At 65.2% G+C, this 25327-nt stretch carries 25 protein-coding genes and 1 tRNA gene; 16 read left to right on the plus strand and 10 right to left on the minus strand.

Annotated elements, in window-relative coordinates; translation table 11 throughout:
* Nucleotides 1-85: 85 nt before the first annotated feature.
* Nucleotides 86-1126: a hypothetical protein gene (locus KQH53_15060; GenBank protein MCB2227998.1), complete on the minus strand. Its 1041-nt coding sequence runs from the start codon at nucleotides 1124-1126 to the stop codon at nucleotides 86-88.
* Nucleotides 1127-1693: 567 nt separating this feature from the next.
* Here KQH53_15060 and KQH53_15065 point away from each other — a divergent pair.
* The 8 genes from KQH53_15065 to KQH53_15100 all read left to right on the plus strand — a co-directional run bounded on the left by KQH53_15065 (nucleotide 1694) and on the right by KQH53_15100 (nucleotide 8117).
* A complete protein-coding gene (locus tag KQH53_15065; GenBank protein ID MCB2227999.1) occupies nucleotides 1694-2818 on the plus strand; it encodes an ABC transporter substrate-binding protein in 1125 nt (374 codons plus the stop codon).
* 128 nt (nucleotides 2819-2946) lie between these two features.
* Entirely contained in the window at nucleotides 2947-3861 is a 915-nt protein-coding gene (locus tag KQH53_15070; protein ID MCB2228000.1) for an ABC transporter permease, read from the plus strand.
* 14 nt (nucleotides 3862-3875) lie between these two features.
* Nucleotides 3876-4760, plus strand: a complete 885-nt coding sequence (locus KQH53_15075) for an ABC transporter ATP-binding protein (GenBank protein MCB2228001.1) — start codon at nucleotides 3876-3878, stop codon at nucleotides 4758-4760.
* Nucleotides 4761-4774: 14 nt separating this feature from the next.
* Complete coding sequence (locus tag KQH53_15080) at nucleotides 4775-5587, plus strand: ABC transporter permease (GenBank protein MCB2228002.1); 813 nt, start codon at nucleotides 4775-4777, stop codon at nucleotides 5585-5587.
* Nucleotides 5588-5613: 26 nt separating this feature from the next.
* Complete coding sequence (locus tag KQH53_15085; protein MCB2228003.1) at nucleotides 5614-6471, plus strand: ABC transporter ATP-binding protein; 858 nt, start codon at nucleotides 5614-5616, stop codon at nucleotides 6469-6471.
* A 31-nt stretch (nucleotides 6472-6502) separates the two neighbouring features.
* Nucleotides 6503-6691 (plus strand): hypothetical protein, encoded by a 189-nt coding sequence (locus tag KQH53_15090; protein ID MCB2228004.1) that lies wholly within the window; start codon nucleotides 6503-6505, stop codon nucleotides 6689-6691.
* Nucleotides 6688-7386, plus strand: coding sequence for a DUF1638 domain-containing protein (locus KQH53_15095; GenBank protein ID MCB2228005.1), 699 nt, complete (start codon nucleotides 6688-6690; stop codon nucleotides 7384-7386). The genes KQH53_15090 and KQH53_15095 overlap by 4 nt, the downstream gene beginning before the upstream one ends.
* Nucleotides 7386-8117, plus strand: coding sequence for a sulfite exporter TauE/SafE family protein (locus tag KQH53_15100; protein ID MCB2228006.1), 732 nt, complete (start codon nucleotides 7386-7388; stop codon nucleotides 8115-8117). Before KQH53_15095 ends, KQH53_15100 begins: the two co-directional genes overlap by 1 nt.
* Nucleotides 8118-8393: 276 nt before the next feature.
* Here the strand turns inward: KQH53_15100 and KQH53_15105 are convergent, their stop codons facing one another.
* From KQH53_15105 to KQH53_15125, 5 genes are all read right to left on the minus strand, one after another.
* Entirely contained in the window at nucleotides 8394-11207 is a 2814-nt protein-coding gene (locus KQH53_15105) for a sigma 54-interacting transcriptional regulator (GenBank protein ID MCB2228007.1), read from the minus strand.
* A gap of 142 nt (nucleotides 11208-11349) precedes the next feature.
* Entirely contained in the window at nucleotides 11350-12150 is an 801-nt protein-coding gene (locus KQH53_15110) for a hypothetical protein (GenBank protein MCB2228008.1), read from the minus strand.
* Nucleotides 12151-12251: 101 nt separating this feature from the next.
* Nucleotides 12252-12542 carry an HPr-rel-A system PqqD family peptide chaperone gene (locus KQH53_15115; GenBank protein MCB2228009.1) on the minus strand — a complete coding sequence of 97 codons (291 nt, stop codon included), beginning with the start codon at nucleotides 12540-12542 and terminating at the stop codon, nucleotides 12252-12254.
* A 120-nt stretch (nucleotides 12543-12662) separates the two neighbouring features.
* Complete coding sequence (locus tag KQH53_15120) at nucleotides 12663-12842, minus strand: hypothetical protein (protein MCB2228010.1); 180 nt, start codon at nucleotides 12840-12842, stop codon at nucleotides 12663-12665.
* Between the two features lies 1 nt (nucleotide 12843).
* Complete coding sequence (locus KQH53_15125; protein ID MCB2228011.1) at nucleotides 12844-13584, minus strand: hypothetical protein; 741 nt, start codon at nucleotides 13582-13584, stop codon at nucleotides 12844-12846.
* A gap of 157 nt (nucleotides 13585-13741) precedes the next feature.
* On the opposite strand from KQH53_15125, the gene KQH53_15130 reads away from it, so the two are divergent.
* Nucleotides 13742-14917, plus strand: a complete 1176-nt coding sequence (locus KQH53_15130; protein ID MCB2228012.1) for a nucleotidyltransferase family protein — start codon at nucleotides 13742-13744, stop codon at nucleotides 14915-14917.
* 105 nt (nucleotides 14918-15022) lie between these two features.
* Here the strand turns inward: KQH53_15130 and KQH53_15135 are convergent, their stop codons facing one another.
* Nucleotides 15023-15931 (minus strand): hydroxymethylglutaryl-CoA lyase, encoded by a 909-nt coding sequence (locus KQH53_15135; protein MCB2228013.1) that lies wholly within the window; start codon nucleotides 15929-15931, stop codon nucleotides 15023-15025.
* A gap of 452 nt (nucleotides 15932-16383) precedes the next feature.
* On the opposite strand from KQH53_15135, the gene KQH53_15140 reads away from it, so the two are divergent.
* Genes KQH53_15140 through KQH53_15160 form a run of 5 tightly spaced genes read left to right on the plus strand, consistent with a single transcriptional unit; the run spans nucleotide 16384 to nucleotide 21302 of the window.
* Nucleotides 16384-17970, plus strand: a complete 1587-nt coding sequence (locus KQH53_15140; GenBank protein MCB2228014.1) for a hypothetical protein — start codon at nucleotides 16384-16386, stop codon at nucleotides 17968-17970.
* A gap of 9 nt (nucleotides 17971-17979) precedes the next feature.
* Nucleotides 17980-18930 (plus strand): ABC transporter permease, encoded by a 951-nt coding sequence (locus KQH53_15145; protein MCB2228015.1) that lies wholly within the window; start codon nucleotides 17980-17982, stop codon nucleotides 18928-18930.
* A gap of 10 nt (nucleotides 18931-18940) precedes the next feature.
* On the plus strand, nucleotides 18941-19753 hold the full coding sequence (locus tag KQH53_15150; GenBank protein ID MCB2228016.1) for an ABC transporter permease subunit: 813 nt from the start codon (nucleotides 18941-18943) through the stop codon (nucleotides 19751-19753).
* Nucleotides 19753-20547: an ABC transporter ATP-binding protein gene (locus tag KQH53_15155; GenBank protein ID MCB2228017.1), complete on the plus strand. Its 795-nt coding sequence runs from the start codon at nucleotides 19753-19755 to the stop codon at nucleotides 20545-20547. The genes KQH53_15150 and KQH53_15155 overlap by 1 nt, the downstream gene beginning before the upstream one ends.
* Complete coding sequence (locus KQH53_15160; protein ID MCB2228018.1) at nucleotides 20541-21302, plus strand: ATP-binding cassette domain-containing protein; 762 nt, start codon at nucleotides 20541-20543, stop codon at nucleotides 21300-21302. The genes KQH53_15155 and KQH53_15160 overlap by 7 nt, the downstream gene beginning before the upstream one ends.
* 61 nt (nucleotides 21303-21363) lie before the next feature.
* Here the strand turns inward: KQH53_15160 and KQH53_15165 are convergent, their stop codons facing one another.
* Together KQH53_15165 and KQH53_15170 are read right to left on the minus strand one after the other, a co-directional pair.
* Nucleotides 21364-21759: a cupin domain-containing protein gene (locus KQH53_15165; GenBank protein ID MCB2228019.1), complete on the minus strand. Its 396-nt coding sequence runs from the start codon at nucleotides 21757-21759 to the stop codon at nucleotides 21364-21366.
* Between the two features lie 25 nt (nucleotides 21760-21784).
* Nucleotides 21785-23800 carry a TonB-dependent receptor gene (locus KQH53_15170; protein MCB2228020.1) on the minus strand — a complete coding sequence of 672 codons (2016 nt, stop codon included), beginning with the start codon at nucleotides 23798-23800 and terminating at the stop codon, nucleotides 21785-21787.
* A gap of 451 nt (nucleotides 23801-24251) precedes the next feature.
* Here KQH53_15170 and KQH53_15175 point away from each other — a divergent pair, with 451 nt between their 5' ends.
* Nucleotides 24252-24434 (plus strand): hypothetical protein, encoded by a 183-nt coding sequence (locus KQH53_15175; GenBank protein MCB2228021.1) that lies wholly within the window; start codon nucleotides 24252-24254, stop codon nucleotides 24432-24434.
* 7 nt (nucleotides 24435-24441) lie between these two features.
* Here the strand turns inward: KQH53_15175 and KQH53_15180 are convergent.
* Nucleotides 24442-24529: transfer RNA gene (locus tag KQH53_15180), tRNA-Leu, on the minus strand.
* A gap of 151 nt (nucleotides 24530-24680) precedes the next feature.
* On the opposite strand from KQH53_15180, the gene pyrR reads away from it, so the two are divergent.
* Nucleotides 24681-25226 (plus strand): bifunctional pyr operon transcriptional regulator/uracil phosphoribosyltransferase PyrR, encoded by a 546-nt coding sequence (pyrR, locus tag KQH53_15185; GenBank protein MCB2228022.1) that lies wholly within the window; start codon nucleotides 24681-24683, stop codon nucleotides 25224-25226.
* The last annotated feature ends 101 nt before the right edge of the window (nucleotides 25227-25327 follow it).

Genomic DNA, 25327 nt, shown 5'->3' on the forward strand with positions numbered 1-25327 from the left:
CGATCATCACCACCGGCTGGTCGTGCCCGATGATCACCTCGCGGCTGGCGCTGCGAATAATGGTCTGCATGGTCGAAAGCCTTTCCTAGGAAATCTTGCCGTATTCCATGGCCGTCTTGCGGGCGGCGCGCACGTTCTCGTCGGGCACCCCGTCGGTGAGCCCCACCGTGTCGATGGAATAATTGGAAAGCGGCGCGCCCTGGTCGATGGCGTCCTTCACCGTGGCCGCCACCTCCTCGGGGGTGCCGTTTTTCATGAGCACCGGGCTGATGCGGGCGTTGAAGGCCACGTCAGGGCCCAGCAGCTCGCGGGAGCGGCGGAAGTCGGTGCCAAAGCCCGCTTCCACGAAGACCAGGTTGGGCACCTTGGCGTAGTGCTCGGCCACCGGGTCCAGGCTGCCGCAGTGGTGGATGCCAAAGGGATGGCAGGCCTCGGCCAGCATGGTGTCGTAGGGCAGGCCGAACTCCTCGTAGGTGTCCCCGCTGATCTGCTCCACGGTGCAGTTGGGCACGCAGTAGATGGTGGGGTCGCACATGGGAGTAACGTCTACCGCGCCGGTGCCGGTGATGGGATAGACCAGTTTCCACAGGTCGATAATGCACTCGGTGCAGAACTTCAGGAAGCGGTGCGCGAACTCGGGGTCCTCGAAGTAGTCCATGTAGAGCTCTTCGCCCCGTAGCTTGAGGGCCAGGTTCTGCACGCCGGTCACGTTGATGTCGCCCACCACCTTGCCGTACTTGCCCTTGAGATAGTCGATCTGCTTGAACACGGTGGCCATGGGCTCGGCCTTGGTCAAGTCGGGCTTTTGGAGCTTGTCGCACTCCTCGGCCGAGAGATTCATGGGCATGGCCCAAGGCAGGGCCGCCTCCTCATAGACGATCTCGCAGCCGAAGATGGCGGGCAGCATGACCATGCCGAAGCTGATCAGGGGCCTAGGGGCCGGATCGGCCTGCCCCAGGCCCACGTCGCCGAAACGCTCGTAGAGCGCCTTTTGCTGCTTGAGGCCCACCTCCACCCGGTAATCGGGATCATAGTAATAGTCCCGGCCGAAGACGATGCCGTAGTTAGCCTTCCACCAATCAGGGTAAAAACCCACGCCCAGGGGGATGTGTTTTTGTTCCGCCAACTGATTCCTCCATGCCGGCTGGGATTGTGATCAAAAAATTCGTGCTTAGCCGCCCCAACGCGGCCTTGTGGCCCGGTTTAATACAACATGCGTGCCACCCGGAGGCCCCAAACCGCGAAATCGTAGGAAATTTGCGGGCTCATTGGCTGAAATAGAAGTAAAAACAGATGCTTATATAAAAATGGCCCCGACTGGGACTCGCGGAAGGCTCTATAAAGAGGTTGCGAGGCCCCTTCGAAGCGCCCGCTGCCCGGGGCCGGACGGCCGCGATCTTGGTGCAAAAATGTTCCAAGAAAGGGCCCCTTGGTGCCCGGGGGCACCGGAAAACGCGCCCGCCGCGGCACAGCCCCGGTAGGGGTCCGAGCCGGTCCAGATATTACAACCTACTGAAAACTAATACTATATGGGCGATATTCCCCTCGCGGGGCATAGGAGAAATGCCTGTTTCCGGCGCTTTGGCATGGCTGCTGCAAATTTAGGCACCCGAACTGTCACCGGGCGGAGCAGTGCCCGCCCCAACTACCCAAGGCACGAGGACAGAGCGCGCCAAGGAGGGTTTAGGTAATGATGAATAGTTTTAGACGCTTAGGTAAAGTAGCCGCCCTGGGGGCCGGTGTGGCCCTGCTCTTGGCGGCCCTGATGGCCGTTGGCGGCGCTCCGGCCCAGGCCGCGGAGCCGGTGGAGATCACCTACGGGTACCATCCCTACTGGACCGGCGGCTGGTCCGGCGTGGTGATCAAGCAAATGGGCCTGTGGAAGAAGTATCTGCCCAAGGGCAGCAAGGTCAACTTCGAGGCTCACCTTACCGGCCCGCCCATGGTCAACGCCCTGTTGGCCGACAAGATGCAGGTCGGCACCATGGGCGACATGCCCTCCCTGGTGGCCACCACCAAGAAGAAGCAGGGCGACATCCGCCTGGTTTCGGTGCCCATGATCTCCAACGGCCAAAACTGCAACCTGATCGTGGTTCGCAAGGACGCCCCCAACTTCAAGACCCCCGAGGAAGCCATCAAGTGGATGAACGGCAAGCTCGTGGCCGTGCACCGCGGCACCTGCGCCAACCGCTTCTTCGAGTCCGTGCTCAAGAAGAACAAAGTCAAGCCCAAGCGCCTCCAGTACATGACCATCGAGGTGATCGCCAGCAGCTTTGAGGCCGGCAAAATCGACGCGGCGGCCATGTGGGAGCCCCACGCCCGCAAGGTGGTGGAGCAGGGCTTCGCTAAGTACGCCGCCACCGGCAGCCCCTACAAGGAGCTGGACGCCAACTTCACCCTGATGCGCCAGGACTTCATTGAGAATCACCCCGAGGCGGCCAAGGGCTGGATGAAGGCCGAGATCGAGGCCCTGAAGATCATGGAGAAGGACCCCATGGCCGTGGCCGCCATGGTCATGAAGGAGACCCAGGGCTACACCCCCAAGATCCTGTGGAAGGCTCTGTATGAGCGCCATCCGGACAGCGCCGGCGGCGACGACATCGTCTACGTGGGCGAGATGGTCTTCTCCCCCCGGGTGCTGGACCTGATGAAGAAGGGCTACGAGTTCCTGCACAGCATCAAGGTGCTCAAGTCCGGCGATATTCCCAAGAACGCCATCAACGAGGGCCCGGTTACCGAGGCCATGAAGGAAATGGGCGTCAAGGCCCCGGTGTGCGTGATCAAGGGCATGCCCGCCAGCGCCTACAAGGGCCAGTAGAGGCCTCCTAGGCGGCCGGCCGCTGATAAGTGGTCAGCCATCGCGCGCTCCCTCCGTCCCGCGCCCCGCGGGACGGAGGGAGATTAACCGCCGGCGCCACGCAAGCATAAGCATGGGATGACAACGCAATGAACCCCTACATAGTCTTGGGCCTGCTGCTCGCGGCCGTGTTGGCCGTGGGAGCCTGGCAGCAAAAGAAAAAGGCCTTGCTCTACGAAGTGTCCTGGGGACACCAGGTCCGTAAGACCCTGACCAGCAAGAGCTTCCTGTTGCAGCTGGGCGGCTTTCTCACCTTCGTGGTCCTTTGGGAGCTCACGGTAAAGACCTTCTCCCTTCCCTGGTTCAACCGGCTCCCCGGTCCCTGGGAATGCCTGATGGAGTGGCTCAGCCCGGACCCGGACTACGGCATCTCCATCTACACCCAGGACTATTACACCCACATCATCTACAGCACCTACCGGGCCACCACCGCCTTTGTGCTGGCCACGCTGCTGGGCGTGCCCTTGGGCCTGCTGATGGGGTGGAGCCGCAAATTTTACGATTACTCCTTCCCCCTGGTGGAGCTTATCCGGCCCATCCCGCCCCTGGCCTGGGTGCCTCTGGCCATCCTGGTCCTGCCGGGCGACGAGCCGGCGGTGATCTTCGTCACCTTCCTGGTGGCCTTCTTCGTTACCGCGCTCAACACCCTGTTGGGAGTGGAGTCCATCGACGAGGCCTACTTCCGGGCGGCCCGCTGCCTGGGGGCCAGCAAGAAGCGCCTGTTGTTCGACGTGGTGCTGCCCGGGGCCATGCCCTTCATCTTCACCGGCCTGCAAATCTCCATGGGCGCCGCCTGGTTCTCCCTGGTGGCCGGCGAGATGATCGCGGCCCAGTATGGCCTGGGCTTTTTGATCTGGGACAGCTACTCCCTGATCCAGTACCCGGTGATCGTCATCGGCATGGTCACCCTGGGAATCATCGGTTGGGCCAGCAGCGCGGTGGTGCGCAGCGTCGGCCGCAAGCTCATGGCCTGGCGTGAGCGCGAGCTCTTCGGCAACGCCTAGGCGGGATGAGGCATATGAATTCCGAACAAAAAGACACTATCGCCCCGGTGGACGGGCCCCAGGGCCCGGTGTGCCGGGCCAGCGACGGCGCCCTGTCCATCCGAAACGCAGGCAAGATCTACGACCCCGAGGGGGTCCACGTGGAGGCCCTCAAGGACTGCTCCCTGGAGATCGGGGCGGGCGAGTTCGTGGCCATCGTGGGGCCCAGCGGGTGCGGCAAGTCCACCCTGCTCAACGCCCTGGCCGGCTTCGACGGCATCACCTCGGGCGAGATTATCCTGGACGGCGAGCCCCTGGCCACGCCCGAGCTGGACCCCCGCCCCGGCCCCGACCGGGTGGTGGTGTTCCAGCACGGGGCCTTGTTCCCCTGGAAGACGGTGTTGGAGAACGTGACCTACGGCCCGGTGGTGCAGGGGGTCATGAGCCAGGAGGCGGCCAACAAGAGGGCCCAGGAGATGCTCGCCCGGGTGGGTCTCAACGACATCGAGACCTCCTATCCCGGCCAGCTATCCTCGGGGATGCAGCGCCGAGTGGAGATCATCCGGGCGTTGATCAACAACCCCAAGGTCCTTCTGTTGGACGAGCCCTTCCGGGCCATGGACACGGTGACCAAGAGCGCCAGCCACCAGTATCTCCTGGAGCTCTACAACGCCACCGGCAAGACCATCTTCTTCATCACCCACGACCTGGAGGAGGCCATCTTCCTGGCCGACAAGGTGTTGGTGATGACTACCCGGCCCGGTTACATCAAAAAAACCCTACAGGTGAACCTGCCCCGCCCCCGCCAGTATTCCATGCTGGCCTCGGAGGAGTTTTTGGGCATGAAGGCCCAATTGGTGGAGGCGGTGCACGAGGAAGCGGTCAAGGCCTTTGAGGCCGGCGAACGCGAAATGGCCTGAGGGGAGAGGCATTCATGGCTAGAGCAGCAGCAATCAGCGGGCCCACTTTGGGGGTGCGCCTGCGCAAATTCGTTACCAGCAAGCAGTTCACCCGGGGCAGCCTGGCGGTGCTGGGCTTTTTCGTGCTGTGGCAGGCGGGCTCCATGGGCCTCATGCCCTTTATGCACGCCATCCCCACCCCGGTCACCGTGGCCGGGTCCTTCTGGGAGTTCATGTCCACGGGCAAGTATTGGCTGAGCTGGATGGACAGCTCCCTCCGGGTCATGTACGGCTTCGTGGCCGCCCAGATCCTGGGCATCCCCCTGGGCCTGGGCATGGGCTGGAACCGCAACTTCAAGGACTTCTCCTATCCCCTGTTCGAGCTGATGCGGCCCATCCCGCCTCTGGCCTGGGTGCCGGTGTCCATCCTCTTCTGGCCTACCAATGAAAGCTCCATCGCCTTCATCACCTTCATCGGGGCCTTCTTCACCATCGTGGTCAACGTGCTGGGCGGCGTGAGCGCCATTCCCCGCCAGCTGGTGGACGCGGCGGTGAGCTTCGGGGCCTCGCCCCGCCAGGTGTTCTGGCGCATCGTCCTGCCCGCCACCATCCCCAGCATCGTCACCGGCATGATGGTGGGCATCGGCATCACCTGGAACGTGGTGATCGCGGCGGAGATGATCGCGGGCAACACCGGACTGGGCCGCCTCACCTGGGAGGCCTATCTGGCCGGGCACACCCCGGGCATCATCGTGGGCATGATCAGCATCGGCGTGGCCGGCTACGTCAGCTCCATGGCGGTGAAGGTTATCGGCGACTGGCTCATGCCCTGGAAGAAGGTCTTCTAGACGGGCCCGGAAAGGTACAAACGCAAATGGCCAACAACGGCAAGAAGCAAAACGACGGCACCAAGGGCGAACTGGTGATGGAGAACGTCACCCGGGTGTTCCGCATCCCGGGGGCGCCCGCCTGCACCGCCTTGCAGAATTGCAGCCTCACCGTGCCCCGGGGCAGCCTCACCGTGCTGGTGGGCCCCTCCGGCTGCGGCAAATCCACCCTGGCCAACATCGCGGCGGGTTACGACCACGCCGACAGCGGCAAGGTACTCCTCAACGGCCGCCCGGTGACCGGCTCGGGCCGCGACCGCATCATGGTTTTCCAGGAGACCGCCCTGTGGCCCTGGATGACGGTGATGAAAAACGCCATCTTCGGCCCGGCCATGGCCGGGCACATCAGCAAGGCCGAGGCCGAGCAAAAGGCCCTGTCCCTACTCAAAAAGGTGGGCCTGGAGGAGTTCAAGGACAAGTACCCGGCCCAGCTCTCCGGCGGCATGCAGCGCCGGGCCGAGCTTTGCCGCGCCCTGGTCATGGACCCCAAGGTGATGATCCTGGACGAGCCCTTCCGCGGCCTGGACGTGATGACCCGCGAGCTGATGCAGGAGTACCTGCTGGCCCTTTACCGCGACACCGGCCTGACCATGCTCTTCATAACCTCGGAGATCGAGGAGGCGCTGTTCCTGGCCGATCGCATCCTGGTCATGACCAATCTGCCCGGCACGGTGAAAACCGAGGTGGAGGTGGACCTGCCCCGGCCGCGCGACTTCCACGTGCTGAGCACCGAGCGCTACCGCCAGATCAAGGCCACGGTCATGGACTCGCTCTACGAGGAGGGCGCCAAGATCTTCGCCAAGCTGGACCGGGCCGAGGACCTTTTGGGCACCTGCGGCAATTGACAAGCGCGGCGCCAGCGGGGAGACTGCCCGGATGCCGACCTACCTTTTCATACTGACCTGGGCCCTGGCCCTGGCCGGAGGCGCCGCCGCCCTGGGCGCGGCAGTGGGTAAAGGCATGGGCGCGCTCTCCCCGGCTTGGACCGGCCGCCTCTACGGCCTGTCCTACGTGCTAATGGGCCTCAGCGTGGTGCTGTTCATCCTGCGGGGCTTCGCGGGATGACCTCCCTGGCGCCCGGCCACCGGGTTTTGGCCTGCCGGGTGTTTCAGCCCGAGCTGGCCTTCCTGGGGGTGGGCGAGGATCAGGCGGTTTATCTGGACCAGGGCCTGCACCGCTACCCCGACCAGCTCCGCCAAACAGTGGGGGCCTCCCTGCGCGAGATCGAGCAGGACCCCACGGTGAGCCGGGTGCTGTTGGCCTACGGCTATTGCGGCGGCGGCCTGCAAGGCCTCTGCTCCCAGCGCGTGGAGTTGCTGGCGCCCCTGGCCCACGACTGCGTGCCCGTGCTCTTGGGCGAGAAATTGGCCGATCCTTGCGTGGGCTGCGGGGGCAGCTTTTTCCTCACCCCCGGCTGGATCGACCACGGCCAGACCCCTTACAGCGAGTACTTCGTGAGCAAGCAGAAGTTCGGGCACGAGGACGCCCTGTGGATCGGCCAGGAGATGCTGGCCGGCTACGACGAGGTGGTCCTGGCCGACACCGGGGTGGGCCTGGAGCCCAGGCATCATGGCTACTCCCAAGCCATGGCCAGCCTCTTCGGCCTGGCCCACCGCGAGGCGCGGGGCAGCCTGGCCTGGCTGGAGCGCCTGCTGGCCGGTGAGCCCGGCCCGGGCCTGGCCCTGCTCCCGCCCGGCCAGCCGGTGGAGTTGAACCTCTATCCCAACACCGAGAGCCTGCCCGCCCGGGAGCGTGCCTGATGCCCGTGGAGCTGGCCCTGGCCCTGATTTTTTTGGTCAGCGGCTTCACCATGAGCTTCGCGGGCTTCGGCTTCGCCCTGGTCTCGGTGCCGCTTTTGGCCCTGTTGTTGCCGGTCAAGGAGGCGGTGGCCCTGCAATTCCCCTATTGCCTGGCCCTGTTCCTCTATCAGGCCTGGCACTACCGGGCCCATCTGGACTGGAAGCTGATGAAGCCCCTGGTGCTGGGCACCGTCCTGGGCCTGGCCATCGGCGCCTTCATGCTCTACCACCTGCCCGAGGTGACCCTGAAACGGGCCCTGGCCGTGTTCATCGCGGCGGTGGTTGCCTTAAACCTGATCCCCGCCGGACAGAGCTTCATGTCCCGCCATGCCCAGAGCCCCTGGTGGGGCCGCTTCTGCGGCTTCATCACCGGGAGCTTCTTCGGGGCCTACACCATCGGCGGGCCGCCCGCCGCCCTGTACATCACCTCGGTGACCGGCGACCCGCTCAAGGCCAAGAGCTTCCTGGCCTCCTTCTTCAGCGTGCAGTTCATCCTCATCGCCTTTTTCTACGCCTACGCGGGGATGTTTTCCTGGCAGGGGCTCAGGACCACCCTGTGGTTCACCCCGGCGGTGATCGCGGGCTCGGCCCTGGGCTTCTGGGCTTTCGCCCATGCCAGCAACCTGCTCTACCGCCGGGTGGTGGCCATAATGCTCCTGGCCACGGCGGTGGTCCTGTGGTGGCGCGCCTAGGCTAGCCCTCCTATTCCATGCAGGCCGGGCATCCGGCTGCGCCAGCCACGGGTATCCTGCGTCGCTGGCTGCGCTCGGTCCTCGACGTAGCGCTGAAGGCTACGCCTGCGTCCCTCGCTTGCCAGGCGCCTTGCCTTCCCGCGGCTGGCTGTGCCGGGAGCCGCGCGAGGTTGACGTGACCACGTACGAGGCCCTTTCGAAGCGGCCCAATGGTGGGCCTCGTCGGCATGCTGCTCTGCCCAGCCTCATGGAAAAGGCGGGCTTAGAACGAATTTTTCAGTGAAGGGTGGGGTTGCCGTCCAGGGCCAGGCCGTACTTCTGGGCCTTGCGGATAACCGTGGAGTGGGTGACCCCCAGGAGCTTGGCCGCATCGCGGGTGTTGCTGGTGGAGGCCAGGGCCTTTTGGATCAGCTGCTTCTCCAGCTGGTCGCGGGCGTCGCGCAGCTTGACCTCGCCGGTGACCCACACCAAGGGCGCCTGGGGCTGCTCGGCGCCCGGGACCATGGAGCGGGGCAGATGCCTGGGCTCCAAGACGTCGGCGTCGGCGGTGACCACCAGGCGCTCGATGACGTTTTGCAGCTCGCGCACGTTGCCCGGCCACTCGGCGGTCTCCAGCACTTGCAACAGCTCGTGGCCCAGGGTACGGCTCACGTCGTACTTCTTGTTGTAGGCCTTCAAAAAGCGTAGAGCCAGGGGCAGGATGTCCTCGCGCCGCTCCCTGAGGGGCGGAATCTCGATGGGCACCACGTAGAGGCGGTAGAAAAGGTCCTCGCGGAACTGGCCGTCGGCCACCATCTGCTTGAGGTCGCGGTTGGTGGCGGCCAGGATGCGGATGTCCAGCTCCACCGTCTTCACGCTGCCCAGGCGGCGGCAGCGCTGCTCCTGCAAGACCTTCAACAGCTTCACTTGCAGGTTCAGGGGCAGCTCGCCCACCTCGTCCAGGAACACGGTGCCCCCGGCCGCTTCCTCGAACAGACCCGGCTTGCCGTAGCGGTCCGCTCCGGAGAAGGCGCCCTTCTCGTAGCCGAAGAGCTCGCTCTCCAGCAGATGCTCGGGAATGGCCCCGCAGTTTAGCGAGACAAAGGGGTGGCTGCGCCGCTTGCTCAGGTTGTGGATCAGCTTGGCCAAGACGTCCTTGCCCACGCCGCTCTCGCCGCTGAGCAGCACGGTGGAGTCCACCTGGGCCACGCGCACCGCCAGGTCCAAGAGGTTCTTGGTGGTCGGGCTCTCGGCCACGATGCCGAAGGCGGCCTCGGGCGAGGCGGCGGCCTTCTCATCCTCCAGGCAGACCTCGGACAGCCGCTTGATGTGCTCCTCCAGGGAGTGCAGCTCGGTCACGTCGCGCACGTTCATCACCACCCGCACCACCTGGCCGAACTTGTCCAAGACCGGGTTGCCGGTGACGAAGATCTCGTTGCCGCTGTTGAGCTTGCGCCGCATGGTGATGGAGGAGCGGTGGCTCTTCACGTGGCGGAACACCGCCTGCACCACGGCCAGGCACACATGGCGCTCCGAGTCCAGGCCGCTCACGTCGCGGCCCGTGAGCTTGGTGGGGGCCAGGCCGGTGATGCGCCCGAAGCTGGGGTTCACGGTGATCACCTGGTAGGTGTCGGTGATCAGCACGCCGTCGTGGGAGTTCTCTATTAGCGAGGAAAGCTCGTCGTTGAGCCTTTGCAGCTCCTCCACCTGCTTTTGCACCGACTCCAGCTCCGAGGCGTCCTGGAACACCGAGACCGCGCCGACCACCCGGTCGTGCTGCTTGATGGGGCTGCGGCTGACCAAGAAGTTGCGGCCGTTGTGGCTGAAGGGTTTGCCCATCTCCAGCTCGCCGGTGGCCAGCACCCGGTCGAGCTGGGTGTCGGGCACGAACTGGTTGGCCGGCTTGCCCAAGGCGTCGGCCTGGGCAAAGCCCATGAGTTTTTCGGCCTGCTGGTTGACGATGGTGAAGTGGCAGTCCTGGTCCACCGCGAAGATGCCCGAGGGCACCGACTGCAACACCGTCTCCAACTGGGCCTTGGTGTGCTTCAGGTTCTCCTCGGCCTCGCGCTTGTCGGTCACGTCCCAGAGAAGGCTCTGCACCCCCACGATGGTCCCGTCGCCGTCGCGCACCGGGTGGTGGATCATCTCCACGTAGCGCGCCTGGTCCTGGCCGGGCCGGCTGAAGCGATGCACCGCGTCCAGGGTGTCGCCGCCCCGGATGACGCTCATCTCGTCGGCCACGTAGTCCTGGGCCAGGTCCGGGGGCAGCAGGTTGCGGGCCGGCTTGCTTTGGCAATCGTCCAGCTCAATACCCATCTCGGCCAACAGCGCCTTGTTGGCAAAGGTCAGCTTGCCTTCGAGGTCGGTGCGGAACAGGCCCTGAGGCATGGTGTCCACCAGGGACTGGTAGCGCTGCTCGCTGTCGCGTAGGGCCTTTTCCGTGCCCATCTGCTTTTTCAGGGTGGCCCGGTAGGTTACGAACAGGAAGTAGAGGAACAGTGGCATGAGGAGGCCGCAGATGGCCAGAAATCCGACGAGCAGGGGGCGGAAGCCGTCCTCGATCTCGGCGTAGAGGGCCGAGCGGGAGCGGTGCACCCCCAGCATCCACTTCTTCTGGGGGATGGCGTAGAAGGCGGCGATCTGGTCCTGTCCCGCGCTGGAGATGTACTCGCCCGCGTAGTTGGTCTGGGCGGTCACCAGATCGCAGAGGTTCTTGTGGTTCTTCTGGGCTCCGCCCAGGATGGGGTTGTCGCCGGCATAGGCCCCCACGCTCTCCGGGGAGGCGGTGTGCAATAGCAGGTTGCCTTTGGCGTCCACCACACAGATGTACTCGTCGGCGGGCCTGTGCCCGGCGGACTCCCAATACTTCTCCAAGGACTTGAGATAGGCGGGGCCGGCGGGCGAGGCGTTCATGTCCGCCGCCCTGACGATCATCTCGGCCTTGTTGAGGTAGAAGTTCTGATAGCCCCTTTCCATCATGGAAAAGGAATAGCGGTAGCTGACATAGCCGATGAGCAGGGTGGCCGCGATGAGGGCCGCGTAAAGCAGGAAGGTGGCCCGGGCCATGGGCCGGGTGCGGGCCTTGAGCTCTGGGTTGCGGTTTCCTAGCATGATGCCCTAACTGATGAAAATTACGAAGCCACACCTCCCCCCTCTAGGCAGTGCCCGATCACCCGAAGGCTCGCTTGGCCGCGCCGCCCTCGTGGGTCTTCTATACATTTTAACAGGCAGGTGGGGCCGCGCCCGGCCTTTTTCAGGGGATTGGGGCGATGGCCAGGGAAAGGGCGTTGGCGATGTCATGGTCGCCCACGGTCAGCTCGAAGATGGCGTTCCGGGCGGCCAGAGCTTCCACCCAGGGCAGGATGGCCAGCTTGCCCGCCCGGCCGGGATAGGTCTGGGACAGCACTCCACGCAGGGCGCTTTGGCGGTCCGCCGGGCAGAGCCGGGTGTCCTCCCCCCGGCTGACCAGGTGCAGGGCGCGCACCGGCAGGCCGGTCCCATAGGGCACGATTCTCGGCAGGCTGCGGTCCAACAGCGCCCAGTAGTCGCTCTTCCAGCCCCGGCCGATCATGTAGTGGCTGTCTGGTCCCAACCGACTGGCAAAGGGCTCCGGCAGCACCGGCTCGGTCAGGCGCAGGCTGATGTTGTGGGGGTAGGGCCGCGCCAGGCCGGTGGCCGGGTCGATGGCCGTGGAGTCGTCGTTGAGCAGGGGCAGTCCTTGGGCCCAGGCCTCGGCGGCCAGGGAGCTCTTGCCGCTCTCGGAGCGGCCGCAGAAAAGCACCGCCTCGCCGTCGGCCACGCAGGCCGAGGCGTGCAGCACCGGGTCGGGGCTAAGCTTGTGAAAGGCCTTGGGCAGGGTGGAGGCCAGGAAGTGGAGCAACCGGCCGGGTTCGGGAACCGGGATCTGCCACTGGCCGATGGTGATCAGGTAGCCGCTCCCCGAGGGGCCAAGGGAGTAGTCGGGGAGAGACTGATACGTCCCCGGGGCGGGCTCCAGTTCCAGTCCCAGGAGCTCGGCCGCCTGGAGCAGGGCTGGGAGGTCGCAGGTCTCCACCAGGGCGCGGGTGTCCTCCCAGCAGAGCAGCCTGTATTGCGCTCCGGCGGTACGGGAATCGGGGTTGGAGTCAGGGGGAATGGGAGGCTCCGCGCGCAAGGCTAGGCCATGGGCCGGATGAACCCCCTGGCCAGGAGGGTTTGCAGGGACTGCTCCACCTGGGCGGCCAGCTCCTCGCGGGGCTGCCGGGGAAAGGCCTCCAGCAGCAGGCCCACCAAGTCGTCGACGCTCTGGGGCCATTGCAGGGCCTCCCAGATAGCCGCCGCCGTGGGGTTGAGCATCAGGGTGTCCTCGCTGTCCCGGTGCATGACCAGCAGGTCCTGCTCAAAGGTGCCCTCGGTGAACTCCTCGATGCGCTGATAAGGCTGTTGCCTGGATATGGCCTGGCTCAATTGGCGGTCCGTTTCATAAAACCCGGTCCCGGTCCCGTGGCGGGCGAAGGCAGATGTGCGCCGCCGCCAAGCAAGGCGCAGCCCGGAAGGGCGCGGATTTGGCGGGAGGTGATGCTGTGTCTAATAGCCGTAGGTGATGCTGTCGCCGCCGTCCAGGACCAAAAGCACCAGGGGAGCCACGAATGCGCCCGTCACCAGCTTGCCGAGGATTCTGCGCCGGTCCTCGTCGGGCAGATTGCCGGGACGGTCCTGGTCAACCTGGCTGTCGCCGGGGGTGGTCGGTAGTTTTTGCTCGGACACGCTAACCTCCAAATGCGCTCTTGCCGGGGTCATCGGACGTTTTTTCCGGATCGGACGGGAAGCCGAACTCATGCACCGCCAAGCTGATCCGGCGCACCACGGTTTCCGTTCTGCTCTCGCATGTTATCACGGGATCGGTGGGCAATTGTGCTAAAAAACGCCGGTCCTCGGCCGATTCCACAAAGGGGCTGATGCTTTTTAGGTAGGCGTTGCCGGGCAGGGTGAGACGCAGGCCGTACAGGGAGGCGGTCTGCCGGATGTGGCGGAAGGCCAGGGGCGCGCGCACCAGGATGCCGCCCACGATATTTTCCATGGCTTCGCCGGGCACCTCCCTCCAGCTGAACACGTCCACGTGCCGCACGTCGTCCAAGTGGGCGATGGCGTGGTAGGGCGATTTCTCCACGATCTTCAGGCCCGCCGCCGCGAAGGCGGCCAGCACCCGGGGGCGCTCCGGGGCCAGGCACATGAGGTCCAGGTCGTGGTGGACCCTGCTTAGCCTGCCGCGCATGGCGTCGTAGGCCAGGCCGCCGGTGATCAGGCAATCCAACTGTTCGCGCTCGATGAGCGCGGCCACCAGGCGCAACAGCTCCAGCAGCCCGGCGTTGCGGTAGCGTAAATAGGTCTGGGAGCGGCACAGGGCTTTTTCCAGCACATCGCGGAACTTGGCCTCGTGGCCCGCAAGCCTGGCCAGAAGGCGGTCATAAGGGGAGAGGTCGAACTTTGCTAGGCGGTCCGGTTTCACGCAGCCCCCTGACGGCTCTATGGTTTTTGCCTAGGATTTTATAACGGTTGCGCGGAGCCAACGTGCTATAAACTCTATCTTAACCGGATGGGGACGGTCAACGGGAAGCGGGAAGGTCCGCGCCGCCCGGACCACACCATTGCCTTGCGAGCAGCTGATGAAGCCGTGGCGCGTGCATAAAACAGGTTGCCCCCTCTTTACCGGGGACGAGCTGTTGCTGCGCGCGGCCCTGCTGGGAAAAGACGAGGCTCTCGCGGCCTGGCGTGGGTGGAAGCAGCGCGCGGACCTGGACGCCCTGGATGTCAATGCCTCCCGCCTGCTGCCTCTGCTCTACGCCAACCTGCGCCGCCACGGGGTGTCGGACCCCTTGATGGCCCGGTTGCAAGGCGTCTACCGCTACAACGCCCTGCGCAACCAAGGCTTCCTGCGCGACCTGAACGGCGCGTTGCGGGTTCTGGCCGAACAGGGCATCCCGGTGATGGTGCTCAAGGGAATGGCCCTTGCCGTGGGCTGCTACGGCGATTTGGCCCTGCGGCCCATGCAGGACCTGGACCTCCTGGTAAAGCCCCAAGACGCTATTCGGGCCATGCGGGCGTTGATCGCCCAGGGATGGGCGCTCAATACGCCGCCGGGCGAATCGTTAGGCCCGGAGTTTGTAGCCAAGCGGATTGAATACTCCCTGAACAACCAGTTCGGCACCAAGATCGACTTGCACTGGGCGGCCAAGCAATTGCAAGAGCCGGTTCCGGAGGTTTCATATTGGGAGCAAACCGAGGAGCTGGAGGGCGCGGGAAGCGGAATATTAGCCCTGAATGCGACGGAATCGCTATTTTATGCCTTTACGCACAGCATCAAACATTTCGGCATCAACGCCCCCCGCATGCTGGCGGACATGCACTGCATAATAGGCAGGCGATATGCTGAGATAGATTGGGCCTGCCTGGAACAGAGAATCAGGCAGACCAACCTAATGCTGCCGGCGCGCAAGGTTCTGCGCTACCTTACCGACCTGCTGCACAGCGCCATACCCGCGTCGCTGCTGCGCCGCCTCGACTCAACACCCATAGCCGGACGTGAATGGCATACTTATTACGGGCTGAACCGTTCGCCCGAGAAATTGGGGAACATCCTTTTGCTGTTGATGAGGATGGCTAACGAATACCTGCAACAGAAGGAAAAAATAGGCCGAAAAGGCAAAAAGATGAGCCTGGCGGAGTATTTAAAATGGCGCTGGGGGCTCCGCGAGATGGGCCAGGTGCCCTCCGCCCTGCTGAGCAAAACTTGGGCTCACCTTCGCCGCGAGCTGGGGAGCCCGGCGGCGCGCCGGAAATAGACATCGGTCTCGTGGCGGCCGGCCGCAACGCCTCTGCAAAAACGATCGGGAGCCCTAGATAACGCCGCCCGCCAAACTCCAGGGGCCGCCGCCCATGGAGCCCGCCTAGACCGCGTTCCAGTCGGGCCGGCCCTGCTTGCAGGTGTAGGAGGCCAGCTCGTCGCCCAGCACCTTCTTGATCAGGGCGGTGGATTCCAATAGGGCGTCGAAGTCCACCCCCGTGGCCGCGCCCATCTCTTCCATTAGGTTGACCAGGTCCTCGGTGGGGATGTTGCCCATGGCCCCCACCGCGGTGGGGCAGCCGCCCAGCCCGCCCACCGAGGAGTCGAAGACCCGGCAGCCGGCCTGGTAGGCCGCATAGGCGTTGGCCAGGCCCAGGCCCCGGCTGTTGTGGAAGTGGGCGGCCAGGGGCAGGCCGGCGTGCTGTGCGCCCAGGCGGCCGAAGACCTCCCCCACCTGGCGGGGGTTGGCCATGCCGGTGGTGTCGCCCAGGGACACCTCGCGCACCCCCAGCTCGGCGTAGGCCGCGATGATGCGCTCCACCTGCTCCAGGGAGATGGCCCCCTCGTAGGGGCAGCCGAAGGCGGTGATCACGTAGCCCCGGAGGCTCTTGCCCGCGGCCAGGGCCTCGCGGGCGATCTCCTTGAAGCCCGCCAGGGAGTCCTCGATGGACATGGCCACGTTTTTCTGGTTGTGGGTCTGGCTGGCCGAAACGAACAAGGCCAGCTCGTCCACCGGGGTCCCCAGGGCCCGCAGGCAGCCCTTGAGGTTGGGCACCAGGGCGCTGTAGATCACCCCCGGGGCCTTGGTCATGCCGCCCAGCACCTCCATGGCGTCCTTGAGGTGGGGGATCACCTTGGGGTGCACGAAGGAGGTCACCTCGATGCGCTTCAGCCCGGTGGCGGACAGGCTGTCGATCAGGGCTATCTTGTCCTCGGTGGGGAAGAACACCGACTCGTATTGCAGGCCGTCGCGCGGGCCCACCTCTACCACAGTCACCGGATCGAGCTGCATGAATTCATCCTCCCTGGCATGACGAACGGCGCCGGAACAATGACCCTGCCGGCTCCCATGGCTGGGCTCCCCCCCGAGGCCAGACTCTAGGTGTCAAAACCAAATGGTCAATTCTAGCTTATTTCCGACTTAGACCTTGCGCCACAATCAATGAATTTGAACCCTAACCGCATACTGGAACTCATGCACCAATTCCTTGTTTGATTCGGCCGAGCGGGGAAGGTCAACAACCCAATCGAGGCGGGATGGAAGATTCTCGGACAGCGCCGCGCAAGCGGAAGGCCCAGGAGGCTCGCGGTGAGTAGGTGTCCCCATGCGCGGAACACACTGATTGACGCTCCCCTCGATTGCTTGTATAAGGAACCAACCGCGTGCCAGAAGGCAGCTTTCCCGCAATAATCCCTTAAGTCAGCTCACCACGGCCATGAAGGTCCACTCGTACAGGTGCGACTATGCTCCTTCATGGTTCGATTTTTCGGCTCTCACCCGGCGACGCTTCGCGGCTGCTTCGCCTGCTCTTGGCCGCCCTGATTTGTCTCCTGCTCGCCGCTTCCCAGGCCTTGGCCGGCCAGCGGCCCCTGGTGATCGGCTGCGGCGCGGACCGCTACTCCAAGGCCAAGCACTACCTCTCCTTTGCCAAGATGGCCCCCAACGTCTGGATCACCGAGCCCCTGGTCTATCGCGGCGACGACTACCGCCCCCGCCCCGGCCTGGTGGACCGTTGGGAGCGCCAGGGCCACAAGTATCGCCTGCACACCCGGCCGGGGGTGCGTTTCCACAACGGGGCCGAGTGGGACGCGGCCGCGCTCAAGCGCGCCCTGGAGATCAACGCCTACAACCGCTCCGAGACCCTGCGCGTCAAGCCGAACAGCTACCGCATCATCGACAAGCACACCCTGGAGGTGGAGACGGCCCACGACACGGTGCACTTCGCGGGCTTCCTGAGCCACCCCTTCGTGGCCGCCTACGCCCCGGGCACCGACTTCATCAACCACCCGGTGGGCACCGGGCCTTTCGTGTTCGAGGAATACAAGCGGGGCCGCTACATCAAGGTGCGGCGCAACGACAACTACTGGGGCGACAAGCCGCCCAATGAGCGGGTGATCTACCGCTTTTTGCCCGACCCCCAAACCCGGCTCCTGGCGCTCTTGAACGGCGAGTGCGACATCATCTTCCCGGTGGACCCCCAGATGCTGGCCTCCTTGCCGCCGGGCGGGCCGTACAAGAAAGTGGCCACGCCCCTGCGTTCCTACGTGGTCATGTCGGTGAACTGGCACGGCCAGGCGCCCTTTGACCTGCTCCAGGACGAGCGCCTGCGCCGCGCGGTGGCTTATGCCATTGACCGCAAAGTGATCGCCGACGCGGTGTATCAGGGCCTGGCCCGTCCGGCCAAGAGCATCCTGGCCCCCTGGTTCTGGGATCAGGGCGAGGACTTTCTCCAGGGCTACAACCACGACCCGGCCAAGGCCAAGCGTTTGCTGGACCAGGCCGGTTGGAAGCCCGGCCCGGACGGCATCCGGGTGAAGGACGGCCGCCGCCTCAAGCTTCGCCTGGTCTCGGGCTTCCCCACCGGCGCGGAGCTCAAGCCCTTGCCCGAGCTGATGCAGCAGATGCTTTTGAGCGTGGGCATTGAGGTGGAGGTGATCCAGACCGACGACATGGGCATGTACTACGGCACCTACATGGCCCCGGGCCAGGGCGATTTGTTCCTAGAGAAGTCGGGCAACACCTCGCCCACCCCGGCTTGGCTGCTCTATCTGCTCTACCACAGCAAATCGCCCTGGGTGGACTCAGGCTACAAGTGGGTGCTGCCCGGGGCCAAGTTCGACCGGGCGGTGGAGCGGGCCCAGCTCAGCGAGGATCCCGCCGTGGTGCGCGCGGCCATCCAGGAGGCCCAGCGGGTGCTGGTGGACGAAACTTGCTCGGTGATCCCGTTGCTGTTCGTGGCCAACGTGTACCTCACCAGGCCCGGCGTGGAGCTGGACCCGCGCCCCCGGGGCGGTTATGAGCACTTCGGCTACGCCCGCTTGCCGCGTTAGGTAGCGGCGTTGCTCAAGCTGATCGCCCGGCGCCTGGTCTGGCTGGTTTTCACTCTGCTGGGGGTGTCCTTCCTTTGCTTCTGTCTGTCGCATCTCTCGCCTGGCGAGACCGGCGACATGCTGCTCCGGCAGTCGGGCGGGGTCACTTCCTCGGAGTCGGCCCAGCGCTTCCGCCAGAGCCTGGGCCTGGACGATCCCCTTTTGGTGCGCTACGCCCGCTGGCTGAGCCATGCGGCCCGCCTGGACTTCGGCGAGTCCTTTGCCACCGGCGAGCCGGTGGGCCGCGAGATGCTGCGCCGCTTGCCCGCCACCCTCAAGCTCACCCTGGCCGCCTTTGGCCTCATGCTGGTGCTCAGCTTGGCGGTTGGGGTGGCCTCGGGCCTCAGGCCGGGCGGCCTCTTCGACCACATCGCCCGGGTGCTCTCCACCATCCTGGTGGCCCTGCCCAACTACTGGCTGGGCATGTTGCTCTTGTTTTTGTTCGCGGTGCATTGGAAGGTTTTTTCCGTGGTGGGCGGTACGGGACTCAAGGGCCTGGTGCTGCCCGCGTTCACCCTGGCCCTAGGCATGAGCGCTTTTTACGGCCGCATGGTGCGCGAGCGCCTCTTGGAGGTGATGAGCCAGGACTACATCCGCACCGCCCAGGCCAAGGGCCTGCCCCTGGGGGTGGTGCTCTACCGCCATGCCCTGCTCAACGCGATCATCCCCCTGCTCAACCTGTGGGGCATGAGCTTCGGTTTTCTTTTGGGCGGCTCGCTCCTGGTGGAGACGATCTTCTCCTGGCCCGGGGTGGCCAGCTTCGCGGTGCAGGCGGTGCTCAGCCGGGACTACCCGGTGACCCAGTGCTACGTGGTGTTCATGGCCGTGATCTTCACGGGCAGCAATTTGGTGGTGGACCTATTGCAGACCCTGGCCGACCCCAAGCTGCGGCGCAAGGCCGCCCAAGAAGGCGGGGCCTAGCATGGCCGCCATGCGGCGTAACTTGAGCCTGTGGCTGGGCGGCGGGCTGGTGGCCCTGCTTTTGATCACCGCCTTGGCCGGGCCCTGGCTGGCCCCGCACGACCCGCTCAAGATAAACCTGGCCGCCCGCCTGGCCCCGCCCAGCTGGGACTATCCCCTGGGGGCCGACCCCCTGGGCCGCTGCGTGCTTTCCCGCCTGCTCTACGGCTGCCGCACCTCCCTGGCCGTGGGGATGCTGGTCTCGGCCGGGGTGATGCTGTTGGGCCTGGCCTTGGGCCTGGCCGCGGGGCTCTCGGGCAAACACGGCGACTTCTGGCTCATGCGTTTGGTGGACATCGTGCTGGCCTTCCCCTCCCTGGTGCTCACCCTGGCGGTGATCGGCCTGCTGGGGCCCAGCCTGCCCGCCGCCGCGGTGGCCCTGTGCCTGAGCTGGTGGCCGGTCTACGCCCGCCTGGTGCGGGGCCTGGTACTCTCGGCCAAGGAGCGGGAGTTCGTCCTGGCCGCCCGCCTGGTGGGCACCCGGGGCCCGGCCCTGGTACGCCGCCACATCCTGCCCTCGGTGATGCCGCCGGTGATGGTCCTGGCCAGCCTGGAGACCGGCACCATGGTGCTGGTGCTGGCGGGCCTTAGCTTCCTGGGCCTGGGGGCCCAGCCGCCTTTGCCCGAGTGGGGGGCCATGCTCAACGAGGCGCGCTCCTACATCTACACCGCGCCCCATCTGCTGGTGGCGCCGGGGGTGGCCATCTTCCTCACCGTGCTGGGCTTCAACCTGCTGGGCGAGGGCCTGCGCGACGCCCTGCGCATCCAAGAGGCGGTGCGCTGATGAGCCTCCTGTCCATCGAGGACCTGCGCATCAGCTTCCCCGGCCATCCCAAGCCCAGCGCGCCGGTGCGGGGCCTGAGCCTCAGCCTGGAGCGGGGCTCGGTGCTGGGTTTGGTGGGCCAGAGCGGCTCGGGCAAGAGCCTCAGCGCCCTGGCCATGATGGGCATGGTGCCCCGGCCGGGGCGCATCAGCGGGGGCCGCATCTCCCTGGACGGCATGGAGCTGACTCGCCTGAGCCCGTCCCAGTACCGCCATGTGCGCGGCCGTCAGATGTTCCTCATCTTCCAGGGCAGCTCGGCGGCGCTCAACCCGGCGCTCACCGTGGGCAAGCAGCTGGCCGAGGTGCTGGTGCATTTGCGGGGGGCCTCCTGGCGCGCGGCCCGGGCTGGCGCGGGCGGGCTGCTGGAGCAGGTGCGGGTGGACCCGCGCCATCTGGGCTCCTACCCCTTCGAGCTCAGCGGGGGCATGCGCCAACGGGTACTGGTGGCCATGGCCCTGGCCATGGAGCCCCAGCTCATCATCGCCGACGAGCCCACCACAGGCCTGGACGTGATCACCCAGGGCGAGATACTGGCCCTGTTCGCGGATCTCAGGCAACGCATCCCCGGCGGGATGATCCTTATCTCCCACGACCTTCGGGTGGTGGCCAGCCTGGCCGACCACATCGCGGTGATGCACCAAGGCCGCGTCGTGGACCAGGCCCCCACCGCCTTGCTGCCCGCCCGGGCCCGCCACCCCCACACCCGCGAGCTCTTGGCCGCGGGCCACGCCTTTTCCCTGGCAGAGCCATGCTGAGGGTGGAGGCGCTCAGCAAGTCCTTTGCAGCGCCCGGCGGGGAGCTCAAGGCCCTGGACAGCGTGTCACTGGAGCTGGAGGCTGGCCAGTGCGTGGGCGTGGTGGGCGAGAGCGGCGCGGGCAAAAGCACCCTGGCCCGCTGCATCCTGGGGGTGGAGCGACCCAGCGGAGGGCGGGTGGTCTTCCAGGGACGCGAGGTGGCCGCCATGAGCCGGCAGGAGCGCCAGGGCCTGTGGCAACGGGCCCAGATCATCTGGCAGGAGCCGGGCCTGGTGTTGAACCCGCACCAAAAGGTGGGGCGCATCGTGGCCGAGCCCCTGATCAACCTGGCCTCCCTGTCACGGCGGCAACGGCAGGCCCGGGTGGGCGAGCTCCTGGAGCAAGTGGAGCTGGAGCCAGCCCTGGCAGGGCGCTTCCCGCATCAGCTCAGCGGCGGCCAGGCCCAGCGTGTGTGCATCGCCCGGGCCCTGGCTTCCAACCCACGTCTGCTCATCTGCGACGAGCCGGTCTCGGCCCTGGACCTGCCCTTGCAGCTCAAGGTGATGGAGCTTCTGGACGGCCTGCGCCGCGAGCTGGGCCTGGGCCTGCTACTCATCACCCACGACCTGGGCATCGCCCGCCGCTACTGCGCGCGGGTGAGCATCATGCTCCGGGGCCAGGTGGTGGAGCAGGGCCCGGTGGCCGAGGTGCTGGGCCGCCCCCGCCACGAGTACGCCCGCCAGCTCCTGGCCGCCACCCCCCGCCTGCCCTGGTAGCCCGGCCCATAAAAAAGGCGGCCCCCCGAAGAGGGCCGCCGGGACCGATGCGCGCCGCGGGTTAGGCGGGATGCTCTTCCAACATGTTGATGAACTCCGCGCGGGTCCGAACCTTGGGCGCCACCGCCACCAGAATCTGACAGGGCTCGGGGCCGTGGATCTCCTGGCCGATCTCGGCGCCGGCTGGGACCAGGGCAACGCTGCCCGGGTTCATCACCCCGCGCACCGAGCCATCGCCCTGAAAGATGTCGCAGCTCCCCTTCACGCACACGATCAACAGTTCCATGGGATGGGAGTGGGCGGGATAAAAACCGGGCGGGATGATCATGGCGTGGCTGCTCAGGTGCTCGCCGTGCAGCATGGGCGCCAAATCGCCTTCCACCCCGGTGGGGTAGTACTTGAGGGCGTCCCAGTCTTCAATGAGTTCCATGGTGCCCACGTTCTTGATCTCTGACATTTTCTTCTCCTCGCCTGGAGCCGGTCTAGAACCAAGCATTGATGCCCACCAATACGTTGAAGCCGGGATAGGGGTAAATGGACTCGGAGCCCGGGCTGCCCCCGGCGCTGCCGTAGGCCTGCTGATCGAAGATGTTGTTGGCCGCCACGAACAGCTCCACACCGGGCTTCCAATCCTCGAAGCGCTTGATGTAGCGCGCGTTGAGCACCCAGAAGCCGTCCTCCTCCACGGTGTTGGCGTAGTTGAAGTAGCGCTTGCCGGTGTAGACCGGGTTCAGGGAGATGTCGCCCCAAACCTTGTTGCGGTAGCCGGCGTAGACCGAGAACATCATGTCCGGCACGCCGTTCAAATGGTTGCCGTCGTAGCTCACGCCCTCGCTGACGAAATCCACGAACTTGGCTTGCTGGTAGGTGAAGCTGCCCGTGGCGTAGAGGCCGTTGGCCCAGCGGGCGTTGACGCCGAGCTCCACGCCCTTGGAGCGGGTCTTGCCCGCGTTCTCGTACTGGGAGCCCGGGGTGGGGTCGGGCCGGACGAACTTGTCGTGCACGTCGTTCCAGTAAAAGGCCAGGTTGTAGTCCAACCAGCTCAAGGGTTGGCCGCGCAGGCCCACCTCGTAGGCGTAGATGCGCTCGGGGTTCAGATCGCCGCTGGTGGCCGCCGCCGCCACCCGGGCCGGGCTCTTGAAGCCGGTGTTGTAGCCGGCGAACACGTTGATGGCCTGGTTGAAGGTGTAGGTGGCCCCGATCTTGGGGCTGAAGGCGCTGTTGGACTGGTTCCAGGTGTTGGGGCCGGGGTTCACGTGGCCCACCTGGTCCTGCTCGTAGTTGTCGTAGCGCAGGCCCGCGGTGACGGTGAACTCCTCGGTGATGCCCAGCTCGTCCTGCACATAGCCCGACCAGGTGGTGTCCTTGCGGTCGCGGTCGCCGGTGAGTTGGCCGATATTGTTGCCGTTGGCCTGGTTAAGGGTGGTGTGGATGGTGTGATAGCGGTACTCGCCGCCCACCACCAGCTTGTTGGCCATGCCCCAGAGGTTGTGGTTCATGGTGAAGTTGATCTCCGGGTGGGCCTCCCACTCGTCGTAGCGGTGCCAGCCGTACCAGAACATCTCGGTCAGCTCGTCCTTGAACTCCACCTTGGCCTTGAGCACGTGGGGGCCGAAGTTCTGGTCATAGGTGAAGGCGGCCAGCTTCTCGGTCTCGTGCAGGGTGTTGTCCGGGCCGGGGTTTTGGGTGGGGTCGGACTCCCACTGGGCCTTGGTAAGGCTGTTGGCATAGTTGGCTTCGGTGTCGAAGTAGGAGCCGTGGAAGGCCACCGTGGCGTCGAAGGGCAGGTTGTAGGCCACCCGGGTGTAGACGTTGTTGTCGCGCATATAGGTGCGCTCCTGGTAGGCGTCCTGGCGCTTCATGGAGGCGTCCACCAAGTACTCCCAGTTGCCTTGGGAGCCGTTGAGCACCGCGTAGCCGTTGCCCCCGCCGAAGCTGCTGAGAGCCACCCCGGCCTTGCCCTCGGCCGGCTTTTTAGCCACCCGGGTGATGATGTTGATCACCCCGCCGATGGCCTGGTCGCCGTACTCGGCCGAGGGGGTCTTGACCACCTCGATGCGCTCCACGTCGTGCAGGGCCAGGCGCGGGGGCACGATGTATCCGTTGCCCTTGTTGAACTCCACGCCGTTGACCAATACGCGCATGGCCCAGGCGCTCACCTCGCCGCCGCGCGAGGACATCAGGCCGTCCTCGTCGATGCCGTAGGCGCTGGCAGGGATGTAGATGCCCGGGATGTTCACCTCGCGCAGCACATCGAACACGCTGTAGTTGCCGGGGTAGCGTTCGATCTGCTCGCGGGTGACCACCGCCACGTTGGTGGGCATCTTGTCCACCTCGGTGGATATCTTGGAGGCGGTCACCGTGATGTCGCCGGGGTTGGTAACCGTGTCTTTGGCCCCGGCGGGCAGGGCCAGGGTAAGCATGAGCCCGGCGGCAAGGCACAGCGCCGCCCAGGACCGCCGGGCCTTGGGGATTCGGGTTGTTTTCTCAGCCAGCATCTTCTCGCTCTCTCCTTTGGGTTGGGTGAGGGGCCTTCGCCCCAGGGCGGAGAGAGCCTTCGGCCACATTGACGCCATGGCCGGCGCGGCGATATACATAAATAAGGATCTCCTTCGCCATGAGGGACGATTCGCACCGAAGGCAGCCCGACGACTTGCCAGGAGACGGGCTGCCTTCACCATTAAAAAAAGCCAAGGGGCCGGTAGGGACTGCTGTCCCGGCCAGGCCTCCTTGGCTTTAGCTTTTTCGACTTATTTTTTCTTAACTCAACGCGCGCCGCTTCTTGCGCCGCTTTCGCGCACCCTTTCTAGCTCGGCGTCAAAATGTTGTCAAGCGAAAGCATGTGTTGGCCCACCCCTGGCCCACCGGAAGGCATTGCTTAAGCCCAACAAAAGGAAAAAACATATAATTTTGCAAGGCTAGATCACAACCGGCGGGAGAGGCCGATGCATGCCTGCCAAGCAGCTCATATGGCAGGCGGCCGACACCTTGTTGGTTTTAGGACTGGGGCTTATTGGGCTCCGCGTTTTTGAATGCACCGAGTACGCTATCGCGCCCAGTGTTTTTGCCACGCTTACCTTGAAAAGATTGACCGGCGCCCTCATGGAAGGCACCGGCCATATAACTTATTGAAATAATTTGGTGCCGAAGGTGAGACTCGAACTCACAAGGCCTCAAGGACCGGGGGATTTTGAGTCCCCTGCGTCTACCAATTCCGCCACTCCGGCATCCAGCCATTTATAGGCCCCAGATGGTGATTGGTCAAGGGCCAGAATGGGTTTTATGCCTTCCCGGAGCGCCGGTAGGCCTTGTTCCCCGCAGCCGGGTGAGTTAAAAAGGTAATGGTACCAGTCCACGAACCAGCAGGGAGACCAGCACATGGACCTCAGCCAAGCCGAGGTGCTCTTCGACGCATCCCAGATCGCCGGGCAGCTCGACGCCATGGCCCGGGACATCGCCGCCGGCGAGGGCGAGGCCGGGGATCTTTGCCTGGTGGGCATCCGCACCGGGGGGGCGGTGCTGGCCAAGCGCTTGCAGGCGCTTTTGGAGAGCATTTTGGGCGCGCCGCCGGACACCGGGATCATGGACATCACCCTGTACCGCGACGACTGGACCATGCTGCACAAGCGCCCCAAGGTGGGCACCACCGAGATCGCCTTTGACATCGAGGAGCGCCGGGTGGTGCTGGTGGACGACGTGCTCTACACCGGCCGCACGGTGCGCGCCGCCTTGGACGAGCTGATGGATTTCGGGCGCGCCCGGCGCATCGAGCTGGCCGTGCTCATCGACCGGGGGGGCCGGGAACTGCCCATCCAGGCCGACTACCGGGGGGCTCGGGCCGAGGGGGGGCCGGATCAAGTCATGGAAGTGCTGCTGGTCGAGGAGGGGCACCCCCGCGACCAGGTGGTGCGCCTGCCCCGCTAGCCCTCCAAAACCGCTCCAAAACAAGTCTTGTGATGATTACAGGGCCTTGGGCGTGCATGAGGGTTCATTCACTATTATTGTTGCCAAGAAAGAAATTGACA

This window comes from Desulfarculaceae bacterium (assembly GCA_020444545.1).
Taxonomy (GTDB): Bacteria; Desulfobacterota; Desulfarculia; order Desulfarculales; family Desulfarculaceae; genus Desulfoferula.